General features: G+C 37.8%; 12 protein-coding genes. 10 read left to right on the top strand and 2 right to left on the bottom strand.

Annotation, left to right across the window (positions count from 1 at the left end):
* Positions 1-158 precede the first annotated feature (158 nt).
* The 3 genes from ACQ4KW_RS21140 to ACQ4KW_RS21130 are packed head-to-tail and all read left to right on the top strand — an operon-like array spanning position 159 to position 4,436.
* Complete coding sequence (locus ACQ4KW_RS21140) at positions 159-3,335, top strand: efflux RND transporter permease subunit (protein ID WP_430884419.1); 3,177 nt, start codon at positions 159-161, stop codon at positions 3,333-3,335.
* Positions 3,328-3,669, top strand: coding sequence for a hypothetical protein (locus tag ACQ4KW_RS21135; RefSeq protein WP_430884418.1), 342 nt, complete (start codon positions 3,328-3,330; stop codon positions 3,667-3,669). Before ACQ4KW_RS21140 ends, ACQ4KW_RS21135 begins: the two co-directional genes overlap by 8 nt.
* Positions 3,600-4,436: an efflux RND transporter periplasmic adaptor subunit gene (locus ACQ4KW_RS21130; protein ID WP_430886615.1), complete on the top strand. Its 837-nt coding sequence runs from the start codon at positions 3,600-3,602 to the stop codon at positions 4,434-4,436. The genes ACQ4KW_RS21135 and ACQ4KW_RS21130 overlap by 70 nt, the downstream gene beginning before the upstream one ends.
* Before the next feature lie 70 nt (positions 4,437-4,506).
* Here ACQ4KW_RS21130 and ACQ4KW_RS21125 read toward each other — a convergent pair whose 3' ends face one another.
* On the bottom strand, positions 4,507-5,142 hold the full coding sequence (locus tag ACQ4KW_RS21125) for a tetratricopeptide repeat protein (RefSeq protein ID WP_430884417.1): 636 nt from the start codon (positions 5,140-5,142) through the stop codon (positions 4,507-4,509).
* Positions 5,143-5,153: 11 nt separating this feature from the next.
* The gene (locus ACQ4KW_RS21120; RefSeq protein ID WP_430884416.1) at positions 5,154-5,351 is read right to left on the bottom strand and encodes an Imm17 family immunity protein; all 198 of its coding nucleotides are present in this window, start codon (positions 5,349-5,351) and stop codon (positions 5,154-5,156) included.
* Between the two features lie 210 nt (positions 5,352-5,561).
* On the opposite strand from ACQ4KW_RS21120, the gene ACQ4KW_RS21115 reads away from it, so the two are divergent.
* The 7 genes from ACQ4KW_RS21115 (at position 5,562) to ACQ4KW_RS21085 (ending at position 14,901) form a co-directional block, all read left to right on the top strand.
* The gene (locus tag ACQ4KW_RS21115; protein ID WP_430884415.1) at positions 5,562-6,032 is read left to right on the top strand and encodes an HAD family hydrolase; all 471 of its coding nucleotides are present in this window, start codon (positions 5,562-5,564) and stop codon (positions 6,030-6,032) included.
* 205 nt (positions 6,033-6,237) lie between these two features.
* Positions 6,238-6,633 carry a DUF2177 family protein gene (locus tag ACQ4KW_RS21110; protein WP_430884414.1) on the top strand — a complete coding sequence of 132 codons (396 nt, stop codon included), beginning with the start codon at positions 6,238-6,240 and terminating at the stop codon, positions 6,631-6,633.
* 491 nt (positions 6,634-7,124) lie between these two features.
* Entirely contained in the window at positions 7,125-8,858 is a 1,734-nt protein-coding gene (locus ACQ4KW_RS21105; RefSeq protein ID WP_430884413.1) for a methyl-accepting chemotaxis protein, read from the top strand.
* Positions 8,859-9,234: 376 nt separating this feature from the next.
* Positions 9,235-9,636, top strand: coding sequence for a hypothetical protein (locus ACQ4KW_RS21100; RefSeq protein ID WP_430884412.1), 402 nt, complete (start codon positions 9,235-9,237; stop codon positions 9,634-9,636).
* 11 nt (positions 9,637-9,647) lie between these two features.
* On the top strand, positions 9,648-10,139 hold the full coding sequence (locus ACQ4KW_RS21095) for a zinc ribbon domain-containing protein (protein WP_430884411.1): 492 nt from the start codon (positions 9,648-9,650) through the stop codon (positions 10,137-10,139).
* The gene (locus ACQ4KW_RS21090) at positions 10,090-10,653 is read left to right on the top strand and encodes a hypothetical protein (RefSeq protein WP_430884410.1); all 564 of its coding nucleotides are present in this window, start codon (positions 10,090-10,092) and stop codon (positions 10,651-10,653) included. Before ACQ4KW_RS21095 ends, ACQ4KW_RS21090 begins: the two co-directional genes overlap by 50 nt.
* A gap of 198 nt (positions 10,654-10,851) precedes the next feature.
* Complete coding sequence (locus ACQ4KW_RS21085; protein WP_430884409.1) at positions 10,852-14,901, top strand: VWA domain-containing protein; 4,050 nt, start codon at positions 10,852-10,854, stop codon at positions 14,899-14,901.
* The last annotated feature ends 31 nt before the right edge of the window (positions 14,902-14,932 follow it).

Genomic DNA, 14,932 nt, shown 5'->3' with positions numbered 1-14,932 from the left:
GCTGAGTCTTTTTGTTATAGTCAAAATTGGATTTTGATGGATCAAATTTCATTTCAATTTCATATAGACAGGGCCTTGACTCTGGACCAACTCCATACTCTAAAATTTAGACATAATCAGTAATAAGCCTAAACCACAATACAAGTTTGGAGAAATATATGAATATACTACAAGGTATTATAAAGGCATCTATTAACAAGCGAAAAGCTGTCTATTTAATGATCGCAATTGTTTTCATACTGGCATTTATGCGTTATGAATCCACCACAAAGTCCCTCTTACCGAATGCCAAGTTTCCCTATGTTAGTGTCTACACCTATATGGCAGGGGCCAGTCCAAGCAATATGGAAGGTTCAGTCACAAACAAGATAGAAAAGGAACTCAACGATCTGTCTGATCTTGAAAAAATGACCTCTGAATCGTCTTATAGCAGCAGTGTTGTTGTCTTAAAATTCAAAGAGGGCGCGGTCATCGATGAAAAAATTAGGCTGGTTCAAACCAAGGTTCAAAACATGAAGCATGGTTTGCCCGAAAAGGCAGAAAGCCCTGTTGTTGAAGAATATGATATCAACAACAGCCCCATTATACTCATTGAAATCGACAGCAGGCTTCCTTATGCAGATAAAAAGAACATTCTAAAAGATGTGGAGCGGAATGTGAAATCCATATCTGGTGTTTCAAAGATTTTGATCAGTGGAATGGAAGAGAGAAGAATTGAAGTGGTTCCAGACCTTCAAAAACTTGAAGCTTTTGGAGTCAGTGAAATAGAAGTTATTGAAAAAATTAAGTCAGCAAAATCAACCTTGCCCCTTGGAAGCATAATCATGAATGGGAGTAAATACAATCTCCAAGTTGAAAGTCAACTCTTAGACACACAAGATATTGAGAATCTAATCGTGAGAAAATCAGAGAATAGAATTGTCTACGTGAGGGATTTGTGTGAAGTTAAGTGGGTCAGTCATAATGCGGGCACACCATTTAAAATCACAAAATCCGAGAAGACCCCGACAGTCCTTGTCTCTGTCTTTAAAAGAAAAAGTGCAGACACCATTTCTATTAACAGGGACATTGTGAAATTTACCAAGCATTACAATGAAAACAGGGACTACGGAGACATATTAAGCACATCGGTGGATGTTTCAAAGTATATTTCTAAAAGCATAAATGATGTCTTGTATAACGCATTTAGTGGCTTGCTGTCTGTTATTGTCGTCCTGTTTTTCTTTATAGGGTTTAGAGAGGCCCTTATTGCATCGAGTGTGATTCCTGTAACCCTATTATCTTCCTTTCTCGTCTTTGAACATTTCGATATCACCCTGAATATTTTTAGCATTATGGGACTTATTATAGCCCTTGGTATGTTAGTGGATAATGCCATTGTTGTTATTGAAATGATTGATGAAAAGAAAAAGACCAGTGGGCAGTTGAGCATGACAGATATTGTGGTTTCATCCACAACGAGGGTGGCACCAGCCATTTTGGCGTCCACAGTGACCACTGTATGTGCCCTCGTACCTTTAGCGATCATGAAGGGAGACATAGGCAGTATTATTAGAGAAATCCCCCTGACTGCTGCCATAGCCATGACCATTTCCTTTATTACATCTGTTACAGTGACCCCCATACTGGCCGCTCAGTTTATCAAACATTCAAGTGCCGCCAACAAGTATAAAGCCTTAACACTCATTGTCATCACAGTATGTGCCCTATATGCATTTTCAGACAACCTACAATTGACGGAGCTGTCTTTTATATCAGGTCCCCTTGTTGCAGGGCTTGGATATTTGAAATTATATACAAATAAAAAATCAAAACTGCCAGACCTGTTTCACCGTTTTATTGGTAAACTGATGCATTCAAAGGGTCATAAAATCCTAGTTATGGGGGTCACCTTTGTCTTATTGATTTCAAGTGTGGGCCTTCTCTTTTCTGATTTGGTCAAAAAAGAGGCTATGCCTGAGAGTGATGATGTTAACCAGTTTGCGAGGGTAAGACTAATTGAAGGCAGTATAAAAGAGGACTTAGACCAGGTTTCCAGTGCCATCAATGCCCACATGTTAAAGAGCAACTACGTCAAAAAAATTATTTATTACTACAATGATGCAAGCATCCATTACACCATAGAACTTGTTGATAAAAGGGAGAGAGACCGCCATTCCAAGGACATTATTAGAGAATTCAATGGTTTTATTAATGGACTACCAGATGTAAAGGGGCGGTTTTCTGCAGATGGTGAAGAAGGCAGCGGGGGTCCCATAAGGCTTCGACTTATTGGAAGTGACCACGATACTCTGAATGTTGCTGGTCAAGCCCTGGTGGACAGGCTCCGAAATATTGATGGTGTTTTAAGTCCACGTATTGACTTCGCTTATAGCAGACCAACCATTGATATGAAGTTGATTCAAAACAAATGTGATTTGTATGGTGTCAGCCCGCTAGATGTCATGTTGAAGTTACGCTATTTAACATCGGGTGAGGAAGTTGCAACGATTGAGAGCCGTGGACAAGATACAGACATCTATTTGAAATATTATTCACCATTTGATGGTGTTAATGACCTAAAAAATATTACCGTTCAAAATGAAAAGGGATTGAACATCCCCCTGCTTGAACTTGTAGACATTCAAAACACAAGGTTCAGTAGTGTCCTAAAACACTATGAAGGCAAGCCTACAATAAGTCTTGTAGCCGATAAATCCAGTGAAGCCAATGTCAATATCATCGTCAAAGACCTCTTTAATCAAGTCAAGGAAGATGACCTTCTACCGCAAGGTGTTAGACTTGAACCGGCTGGAGAATCTGAGGATATGGAGAAGTCATTTCAGGATTTAACCCAAAAAATGATGGTTGCCAGTGTCCTGGTATATATTGTTCTGGTTTCGCAGTTTAACTCCTACGCACAACCATTTGCGATTGTGCTCAGTATTCCCTATGCAGTTGTGGGTGTCGTTCTTGGATATCTTGTGTTCGGACTGACCTTTTCAACCCTGTCCTTTTTAGGAATTGTTGCTCTGGTTGGCATAGCGGTTAATGACGCTATAGTCCTCATTGACTATGTCAATATGCTCCGTGAAAAACACGGGATGGATAATATCGAATCCATTATAGAAGGGTGCCGGTCAAGATTAACACCCATTATTGCCACATCGTTAACAACAATATCTGGCGTTTTACCACTGGCTATTTACAATGAGGATTATTCAGGGATTGCCTATTCTCTTATATTTGGTCTTGTGTTCTCAACATTTCTCACACTCGTTGTGGTGCCCATCACCATGAATGGGATTGAGTCAATAATTGATAGAATGAATAAAGGAGTGAAGGTCAATGTATAAGAAAATTTCAATTGTGTTTGTTTGCTTGGCTTTGGTCATTTCCGTTGTCCTTATTCCAGAAGAAAACAGTGAACAAAAAAATGGAATAGATACCAAAACAGACAGCATAACAGAAACAAAAAGGGTTTATACTGTTAAGCCAGTCCTTGATAAAATAGGATCAAACTTTATGGTCAATGGAAGGGTGAACGAGACTCTTGAAGTTATAGATGCAAGTGCCATACAGGGGAAAGTGGTCCAGGTTTATGTAAAAAAGGTCAGACGATTACTGCGGGAAGCCCCCTTATTCAACTGGACACGACAGGAGAACTGGACCAAATTGATTTTCAGATGAAGCAGATCAGTGCCAGTTTGGGTGAGCTTGACTTGAACAAAAAACATATTGGTCAGCAACAGGAAAAAACACAAAGTCTTTTTAATGCAGGAGCGGTTTCCCAGGAAGACCTAAACAATATCAACAATGAACTGGACCAGTACAGTCTCCAAGTGGAAAAGTTAAAAGAACAGCAGGCCCTGCTCCAAAGAAGCAGAGACAACATTAAGGCGCGAAGTATAATCAAATCATCTTATGAAGGTGTGGTGACTGAGATAAGCCTTGAAGCAGGTGGATATATAGGTCAATCTGATAAAATTGTGATCAAGAAGAATGGGACTCAAAGCGTTGAGCTCTATTTGACGGAAGAGCACTTAAAAGATGTAGATAAGGGAAAAGAAGTGGATGTTTATATAAAGGACGAACACATACAGGGGCATGTCACGGAAGTATACGGTAGTGAGGATAATGACTATATGTTTCGGGTTAAAATCAGTCTTAAGACGGATAAAGTCTACAAAAATGGACTCATGGCAAGTGTTCTTGTGCCAACTTATGAAAATGAGTCAGCACTGCTGATAGATACCCGGGCCATTATAAATTATGGAAACGATGCCTATGTTTATACAGTTGAAAATGAAAAAGTCATAAAGAAAAGCATTGAAACAGGTATGACGGTGAAAGATAAAACAGAGGTGTTAAGCGGGCTTAAACCGGACGACGAAGTCCTTGTTAAAGGTCAGTACAGTGTGTACGATGGGCAAAGTGTGCTTTTTGCAAAAAAGTAAAATAACTTAGATGAGAAGAGATAATATGAAAACGGGACGCCCTAAGTAATGCTTCTAAGGGTGACCCGTTTTATAACTCTTCAGCAGTATAGTTCGGTATGTCCTCTTCTAATGCTAGAGCCTTGTCGCATAGGACTTGGTGTTTATTTGCTTGGTCTGGCTGATCCAGTCTTGTATAGACCTCTACAAGTTTTTCATGGATTAGACCAGTCAACTTACTTTTGCGCTTAAGGGCTTGTTTGAGGTATTTCTCCCCTTTTTCAAGCTGGCCCAGTTCTATATAACAAACAGCACAGCAGTAAAGAATAGCAGGTCTTTTATCGAGCCTGATTCCTTTTTCATAATGATTCTTAGCCATGACAAAGTTGCCATTTTCAAGATATAGGTCTCCTAGAAACTTGTAGGCAATAAAATTCTTATCACTCAGCGCTGTGGCTTTTTCAAGAGCCTCTTTGGCCTCGTGAAAATTGCCCATATCCTTGAGTACAAGTCCCTTGTAGCTATAAGCAAGACTATCTTTTGGTTTGTCCTGAATATATTTGTTGATATGCCACGGGGCACCCGTTAAATCATCATTTTCATAGACTTCATGGAATCTCTCAAGCAGCTTATCTCTTTTCTTGTTCTTATATAATCGAAAAGCCCAAACACTGACAATACCAACCTGAATAGACCCCTTAATAAATAATGCTATATTTCCTTCCATGTTAGAAACTCCTAGTTTTCAAGATAGATCATTATGGATATAAGTATCATGGCAAGACCTAAGACACTATACACAATTCTGGTGTTTTTATAGCCGATCCAGTCAACGAGCCTTTGTGCTTTTCTGTTGCTAAAAAACCATTCCCACTGAAAAGTAGAGGCGCAGATTAGATAGATTCCAACTGCGATAAGAAGAATAATTTGTATCATGTGACCATCCTTTCTTACTGAGGGACACGCATTCTTTTTATTTTACACCAATATATATTACACCATATAATGTAACAAAACCACACATTTTTCCACATGTCATGAAGCTTTTTCGTCTACAAGGGCTTGGGGGGTCATGTATGATATATTGAGATGAAAGCGTATTTGACCTTGTCAAAGGAAAGGATACTTAAAGGGAAAGAGGTTGCTATGGATATTAAAATACCTGGAAAAGGACTTTTGCAAATTGAAAATCTGCTCCTCGATTATAATGGAACAATTGCATGCGATGGAAAGATGATACCTGGTGTAAAAAATAAAATAAAAGCCATAGAGAAACTGGGGATTGCCGTTCACGTTTTAACAGCAGACACCCACGGCACAGTTCGGCGGGAATGTGATGGCATGGCTGTAAATATTCAAGTGTTTGATACTGCCAGCGCAGGATATAGTAAAAAAGAGATTGCTAAAAAACTTGGCCATGAAAGTTGCGCTTGCATTGGAAATGGATTTAATGATGGAATGATGTTTGAAACGTGTGCCCTATCAATTGTTGTTATGGGACAAGAGGGGTGCTCAGTTAAGGCACTGACCAAGGCTGATTTGGCCTGTAAAACCATAGATGATGCCTTTGATCTTATACTGAACCCAACCAGAGTCGTCGCAGGCCTGCGCGGTTAAGCTTAGTTGATCATATAGGAAAATGTAAAGGATTGTGGGCCATTTGAATTTCAAATGGCTTTTTTATGTGTCTAGGAAATGGGTATATATCATTAACTGGTTTATACGGTTTGGATTATTTTTCTTAAAAGAAGTGCCTATGATATTGCAAATAAAGTACAAGAACTAGGTAGAGTAGATGAATGACTCTGGTTTGGAGGATAGAATGATCTATATTAAGCAGTATATTGTGACAGCTGTCATGTTTTTTGCGGTGGATATACTTTGGCTTGGTGTTCTAGCTAAGGGGCTCTACAAGAGGTATATTGGTCATCTGATGGCAGATAAAGTGGTCTTAGGGGCTGCTCTAGCCTTTTATATGATTTATATAGGGGGCTTACTTTTTTTCGTCATTCAACCGGCTCTAAGAAAAGAGAGTTTTAACCATGCCCTGATGACGGGGTTCATCTTCGGTTTTATAACCTACGCAACTTATGACTTAACCAATATGGCAACTCTTAAAGATTGGCCCCTGATGATTACCATAATAGATATTGCGTGGGGGACGTGTCTTGGCGGAGCTGTCAGCGCCCTGTCCTATGTGATCTTGAGTCGATTCTAAAGTTATAGACGATCTGAATAGTCAGGCGCTTGCAAAATTACAGATCTATACCCTTGCTGTACCATATACAAAATGTTGATTCTTAAACCTCTATATATGATATAGCAAGGGGGCTTGAATGATATTTTGTAAGTCGCTCAATAGTAGAAAACGTATAATAAATATTCATTTCCATAAATAAACCACACTGGTGAGAGGTGTGGTTTATTTATGTCCTTCTCCAGGTGTTTTTCATCTGTATATAAAATAAACACTGTCTTTTATTTAGACACTTTTCTCATAATTGAAAAAGAATAAGTGAGTGATTTGAATACTTTCAGACAATTTTCAATTGGCATAATTATTGCATTATTATTGAACATGTGGTAGAACTTGACAAGCTTTGAAAATGAGCTATATTTATTAAGTTCGCCTAAAAATATAGTATTAGGGGAAGGCATAGATATTCACAAAACAGAGACCTATAAAAACAAAGTGAGCGGAGGATTCAAATGAATTTAAAATCGAAACTAATAAGCGCAGGGATACTTTTACTCCTGTTGCCAATGCTGATTATCAGCAGCATCAGCTTTACAAGGGCAAAAAAAGAGTTTGACACCAGTGGTGAAATATTGCTGAGAAATGCTGTTGAACAGGCCATGTACATGGTAGAGCTTCAAAAGAAATCTGTGGCTTCAGGGGCCATATCCTTGGAGGAGGCCCAGGAAAACATAAAAGTTCTTTTATTAGGACCAAAGGATTCTGAAGGGAAAAGGCCAATTAATGACAACATCTACTTAGGGGGCACGGGGTATTTTGTTGTGTACTCAACCGAAGGGATCGAACTTATGCACCCAAGCCTTGAAGGTGTTGATGTTTGGGAAGCTGAAGACAAATCAGGATCAGGCATGAAGCTGGTTCAGGAACAGATAAAAGTCGCCATGAAGGGTGGCGGTTATGTAGAGTATGACTGGAACTTACCTAATTCAGAAGCCATTGAAAGCAAAATATCTTATCAGAATTATGATCCAGACTGGGGATGGATTATATCGGCGGGCGCCTATGAATCTGAGTTCAACAAGCAGGCGACCAGTATGCTGACCATTATCTTGACTGTGGTTGCTGCAACGATCCTACTGGGTGTTGTGGGCATGTATATTTTCTCAAGCAAACTGTCTCAAAGAATAAACATGGTTAACGAGGCTCTTGATAGAATTGCAAGGGGAGATTTGACAGGGGACCCAGTCCACATTAATTCAAATGATGAAATAAAATCCCTTGGGGACAGCTACAACAGCATGTTGGCCAGTCTTCGAGAAATGATAGAAACTTCAAATAGAACGTCTGGAACAGTTACAGGCACTGTAGCTAGGTTGTCAGAGGTAACGGACGAGTCCACAAAGGCCATCAACGAGGTGGTCCTTACCATACAAGAAATCAGTGAGGCCGTTTCGGAAGAAGCCGCTGGGGCGGAACTGGTCTCGGAGAAAATGAGTGTCTTATCCTCAAGCGTTGAAAGACTTGAAAGTGTGTCCCAAACTATGGGTGAAGCCTTGAAACTCGCTGAAGAAGAAAATAGAAAAGGCATTGAGTCAGTGAATACACTGGGCACATCGGCACAAGACTCCCTAAAAGTGGTTCATGAAATTGAATCAATTATTCATGAAATGAAAGAAGGACATGATAAAATCAGTGCCTTTACAGATGTGATTAACTCCATTGCAGAGCAAACAAACCTCCTTGCGCTCAATGCTTCTATTGAAGCCGCTCGAGCGGGAGAAGCGGGCCGAGGATTCTCCGTGGTGGCTGAAGAGATTAGAAAACTTGCTGAAGAATCAGGCAAATCCGTGACGGATATAAAGGGCATAATAGATGAGATAGAAAGCAGCTCATTAAAGTCTGTTGAGCAGATGGCGATTGTGACAAAAACGGTCAACACTCAAAGTGGGATGGTTAAGGCCACGTCAAGTCAATTTGCAAGCATATCGGATTCTGTCCATCGTCTTGGCGAGGACATAAACTTCCTGAATACGGAAGTGGAAAACATATCAGAGCTTAGGGAGGATATTCTCACGGCCATCCTCAATGTGTCTGCTTCGACTGAACAAACATCTGCTGCAACCACAGAAGTTTCAGCATCCTCAGAAGAACAATTGGCTGGTATTACCGAAATAGACGAACAGATGAAGAGCCTGGTGGGGGTTGTAAAACAACTGGATGAAGCCATTCATAAGTTTAAAATTTAGAGGCAGAAGCCTGCTTGGAAAACCGCTTGCTTAATCAAGCGGTTTTAGCTTGCAGATAAACTCCGAAATACTGCGTTGCAGAGTAAAATCCGCTTAAATCACGTATGTGAATACGCTCATTAAGCGATTTTTATCCGCGCCTTGTCTTTCGAAGTTTTCTACAAGCTAACATTCTGTCCACTTTGTTGACAGCCTGAAACCGCTTGTTTGATCAAGCGGTTTTTTTATATATTGTAGAAAATTTGTACTTACAAAACACCTAAATCCAAAAAAAGGAAAATAAACATTGAAAGTAAAAGGAAAATAATGTAATATAATCTTGTAAAAGGAATGTGAGTCTAGCGAACTGTTTTAATCAAAGAAGCGAGGTGTTAAATTGGAAAAATCAAAGTTAGGAATCAGCATACCATTAACAGGCGCATTGATATTTTTTCTTGTGTTTGTAAGTGATCTGGTCGCGATTTTGCTGGCGGCTTTTGTGCTTCTTTATGAAGACAATGAATGGCTAAAAAAATCTGCTATTAAGATGATCAGTGTGATTATAGTATCTGGTATGTTTTTAGTGTTTTTCGATACCATTGATGATGTTTTTAGTATACTCGACATCGCTTTTGGGTGGATTATAGACATTGATGTACCATTTGAACTTGATAGAATCGGGTCCTATGTCGTTTATGCAGCAGAGAAACTATTGCTATTGAGTTTTGGACTAAAAGCTTTGTCTATGGGGACGATAAAAGCCAAGTTTTTTGACAAAATTATAAACAACCATATGTAAGGAGGCTAAGTATGTCATTTTTCAACAAATTAGGTGAAACACTGACCAATACAAGTAAGGACTTGGCACAAAAAGCAAAGGTCATGAGCGAAGTGTCAAGTTTAAATGGTCAAATTCAAGTGAAAGAAGAAGAAATACAAGGTTTGTTTATTCAAATAGGAAAAAATTACTATGAAAAAAATAAGTCAAGCAATGATAGTGATTATAATGATGAAATTCAAAAAATCCAGGCTTGTTTAGATAAAATTAGCCAATTAAGAAAAGACATTCTTGAGATAAAAGGAGCAGTGAACTGTCAGAGTTGCGGTGCACAAATCCCAGAAGATGCAACATTTTGTACGGAATGCGGTGCAAAAAACGAGGTCGTTATTTTAGAACCAGAAAACTCAAATGAAAGAAAATGCCCTGATTGTGACACACCTGTTAAAGAAGATGCACAGTTCTGTATGGGGTGTGGCAAGAAGATGGTTGATCAAGAAGGAACTGAAAGCAATGAAAGTTAAGTTGAATTTTGGAGCCAAGCTATTAATCCTGTCAGCAATATTGATTGTGGTGCTTTCGATAGGATCATATTTAACAGAAGAAGCTGAGTTTGTGAAGTCATTATATACAGATGTTCATATGGATGACATGGCTGCATATATGGATTTTTCAGAGATTGTTTCAATGAAAATTTCTGGTCTAGGATTCACTTTAAATAAGTATAGATTTATCTTTTGTGTTCCAATTATCTACCCGCTGGTCAGTGTAATGAGAAATAACATTAACAAGAAAGCAAGTTATGTCTGTGCTGTGATAGAACTTGCCTTGGCATCACTATTTCTACTAACTGGTGGAGGTTTATTAAGTGTGAAAGCAAAACTCCTACTGGCCAGTTCAGTATTATTTTTTATAGGTGTTATGAAGGTTTATTCAAGGAAGGACAAAGAAAAATTTTCAGTGAAAGCTTGTAGCCGTTGCAAGCGAGAAAACAATATGTTAGCAAAGTTCTGTTCTTATTGTGGACAAAACATATAAATCAAGTTCAAAGGATTGAATTTTCTACTTGAGCAATTTGCAAAATATTATTCAAAAATCCTCGTCATACCATATATAAATATTTAAGGATTAAAATTCTTTATATGATATGACCGGGATGATGATCTATAATTTTGCAGGCGCTAGACTTAGAAAATCAATCCTTTTTAATTCGTTTGATGTGAAAGTAGGGAAAGGATGAACTATGAATTTATAGGCCTCTTCGGGCTAGAATGCTTGATGGCAATTATAATAGACTATTTTGTTGCTAAAAAAATTAAAAAAGAGAGAAATATTGCGCGGTGGCTTATATTATTTACAGCGGTTCTTGGTTTAAGTGCAAGTGTATATTATGGAACTTTGAGCTTCGTACATGATAAAAACTCAGAAGAAAGTTCAACATACATAGCATATAAATACTTGTTAGAGTCTGAGCTAAGTCTTCTGGATAAATCCTTGGTTAAAGGGGATGTAAATGAAGGGCATGAAAAAATCATAGAGCTGATATCTAGATATAAACGAGGAGATTACGAGTATGTCTTTATAAATTCCAAAAAAGCTATAAAAAATGATGAACTTAAAATTGAAATAAGAGACGCCGTGATTGACTTAAATAAACTTGCAGAGCATCATATCTATTCATCCAGCATCGCTATAGACCAACCACATGGCGGAGAAAATGAAGTGAGTGATGAAGAGGCTATTAGTAATGTAGTGACTAGTCTCTTCAATGATTTAGGGTATAGTGACAAGGCAGTCGATAGATATGAGACATTGTATAAACTAGAAAAAGCAGTGTTATCAAATGGTCAGTTTGAGATTGATGAAGAAACTGTGGAAGAGATTGCAGAAAAATATAATGACAATCAGGATGTTCTTCGTATGATAAGTAAATACTATATTCAGACCAATAAGCTAGAAAGGGCTTTTGAATATGCGCAAAAATTGGTTGAAATTGATAGCTCCATAGAAAATTATATTGTTTATACAGACATAATTTCTCAAAGGAATATGTTTTCTTATACAGAGCATAACCTAGATGATGAAGAAGTGATTGAGCTCATGGAAAAATCTCAAGAGTTAAGAAACGAGGCTTATAGTGGGACCCTTGACGAAGATCATGCAATGGATCTAATTGTTGAAGCTGAGGAACTTGAGCAGTCAGCAAAGAATCTTAGTGTTAGAAGGTCTATCAACTATATTTTATCAAGAAAGCCACTTTTTCATGATGTAACAGGCTTATATGATATTCAACTCGCTAAACTCTATATGGCTATAGATGAAAGGGAGACAGCCAAAGGATATATTGACAATATCATTGACCATCACCAAAGTATTTTAAAAACCGCACAAATTAGAGAACCACTCTTTAAAGTTGTTGATGCATACAATCAATCTCAGCCGGGTCAGAGTGATCCAGTTTTAAAAAGTTCGATTTCAGAATTGGTAGAGGTTCAAAGTCAAGGCGTGGTAAATGGGTCTAGTGAATCTGTGAATAGCAGATTTACTGAGTTTATGATCTCAACCTTGAAGTATAAAAAAATGAATATGTATATAAGTGAAATAGATACGTCTGAGTATCCTCTTATTAAGGCATATGCCAATGTCAGCGGAAAAAAAGAGGGCGTTTTTGGCCTAGCCAATGATTTTAGTAAAGAAAATTTTGAAATCATTGATACTCAATATAGCATTGAGGATTTTAAAATGCTTGATTTAGACAGTCGAGCCAATGTAGATATAGCTTTGGTGCTTGATTCAAGCGGCAGTATGAAGGGCCTACCTTTAAGAGATCTAAAAGTTGCCGCCCTATCATGCGTAGATAAATTGGATATCTGGAATAGTAAAATGGCAGTTGTTGAATATAATTCTGATGCAAGACTTGTGGTTTCAAGCACCAACTCAAAAAATAAATTGGTCAATGGGATTAACAGTATTGTTTCAGGTGGAGGAACGGATATATCAAGTGGTTTACGATCCGGTATTAATGAGCTTAGTTCAAGCGCCTCACAGAAATCAATTATATTAATGAGTGATGGTAGGGATGAAAATTCTTCAGGGCAGATTGATGAAGTTATAAAAAAGGCGATTGATAATAAAATTAAAATTTTTACAGTGGGACTTGGGGATATTGATACAGACTACTTAAACGCCATAGCTGAATTAACAGGCGGTCGATACATCCATGCATCAAATTCTATTGAGTTAGAAAATGTATATATAATGCTACAAAATTATATAACCAACAACTATTGTTTTAGTTATACAGTGGAAAAAAATCCGAGCATCAATAAAAGAAATCTAACCATTGCCTTAAAAGATTATCAAATATCTTCAAGTCAACTATACCAATTAAGTGCTGATGATTCTGATTCAGTAAATGATCAAAAAGATGTTCAGATAGTCGATGAAGACGTCTTTCATGTGACCGGGATTCAACCCAAGTCTTTGTCAGTTTCCGATATAAAGCATGGAAGCAACTTCACCTTACAAGGTGTAGGGTTTCAAGAAGGTATGCAAATATTTATAGGAGACTATGAGTTAGAAAACGTAAAGTGTAGCGATACTCGGACAGCCACGGGATGGATAGATAGCCCTATTCCAGCGGGACAATATAATTTGAAAGTGGTCCTTGATAATGGACTCACGGAGTTTAAACCTAAAATGATTAACGTATTTAGAGCAGGCAAGGTCACAAAGGTTAAACTGGGCGATTTATTGATAAGTGCCGATTCAATAGGCCAAATCAAGGATGGTCAGATACTAGCAAGTGGTAATGTTATGATCGACGGTTTTCTACATTTAGAAGAAGACATTTATATTGAGCCATTTAACCAACCTGATGATTTTTCTATGGGCACAAATGAAATTGTTGATTTGGGTGACAGAGGACAACTATCGGGGAAAGGGAAGATATATATATCTTATAACCAGGCAATTGAAAATGGATTGTCAACTGCCAATTTCGCAAACATCATTATGAATGGTAAGGATTACATAGTAAACGAAGACGAGTTTGTGATTAATGTGAATGATAACAAGAATGATTTTGATATGAATCTTCATAAATTCAAATTCAAAATACCATTCATGGTTGATGTTAAAGGTGCGGAGATTGATCTGAAATCAGACAAACTTATTTTGACTGTAGCAGAAGTCAATCCATATAAAATTATTGATTCAATTAAGAACAGTGTGCTAAATAAGAAGTTTACATCAACGAATGAAAAAGATACGACAGACACATCTCTAAAGGTTGAAAAGCGCAGTGAGGCATTTAAGTTTAAGCCCCAAAATACAAAAGGTTCAGCATTTATAGCCCTAACAAAAGAGAATATTGAATTTGGGTTTGAAGCCGAACTAGATGTGAATGAGTCCCTGCAGTTTGGTAAGTTTGGACTCGATAATATTGTTTTAAAGTTAAATTCACTTGATAAGAATAATGAGTACTGGAAATTTGGTGGTGCTTTTAGTTTTGCTAATTTTACAAAGGGGTTAAGGGGCCTTGATGGCTATATTTCCTCTTATTATTGGTGTCCAGATGAAATAGCAGTGAACGCTGAACTCGCAAAAGGCATTCCTATATACAATATACTTTTCATTGACAAGCTTGGAATAAAAATGAGTGGTCTAAGTATGTTCTTACTCGATTCGCCGGCAATATCTGACAGCATAAAGAGCATATTGTTTCCAGGTGATTTAAATGATGTTAAAAGAAGAGATATTGTTCTAGCAGGCCAGACACACGCAGGTGTTAACCTATTCAGTTCGTTTAATTTAGATGTTCCAGAAAATATGAGTAAGTGGGGAAACCTCGGAGAAATTGACAAGGGCGAAATTGCACTGAATTTTACTCAAGAAAATGTTAAGGCCTCAGCAGACTTAAAGATTCTTAATGAAAAATTAGCGAATGCTGCTATTCAGTTTGGAAAAAATGGACTGGATATGAATGCCAAAGCTTCCACAGAGATATCTGTATACGATGTATCCGTGGCGGGTGACCTAAGTTTTGCCTTTTCATCCACATGGAAAATGTTAACAAGTATGATTGAGGTTAATGGAAGTGTTGATTCTGGTTGGGTCAATTATCATGTTAAAGGCAAGAGCAGTGTAAAGTTCTTAGCAGAGTACGATGGAAGTTATTATTGTGTAGAACTCGGTCAATCAGACACTATAAAAAAATGTTGGTATGATAGCGACGGTGATCCTGTTATATGGGAAAGATTCCATGTGAGAACTATAAAATTATAGTTCTCACATGAATGATTGCATTAAAATTAGG

It is taken from the genome of Tianxiuia mixotrophica, assembly GCF_050596425.1.
Lineage (GTDB): Bacteria > Bacillota > Clostridia > Peptostreptococcales > Acidaminobacteraceae.
The sequence above is the reverse complement of the archived record's forward strand: the minus strand, read 5'-3'. Positions and strand labels throughout refer to the sequence as shown.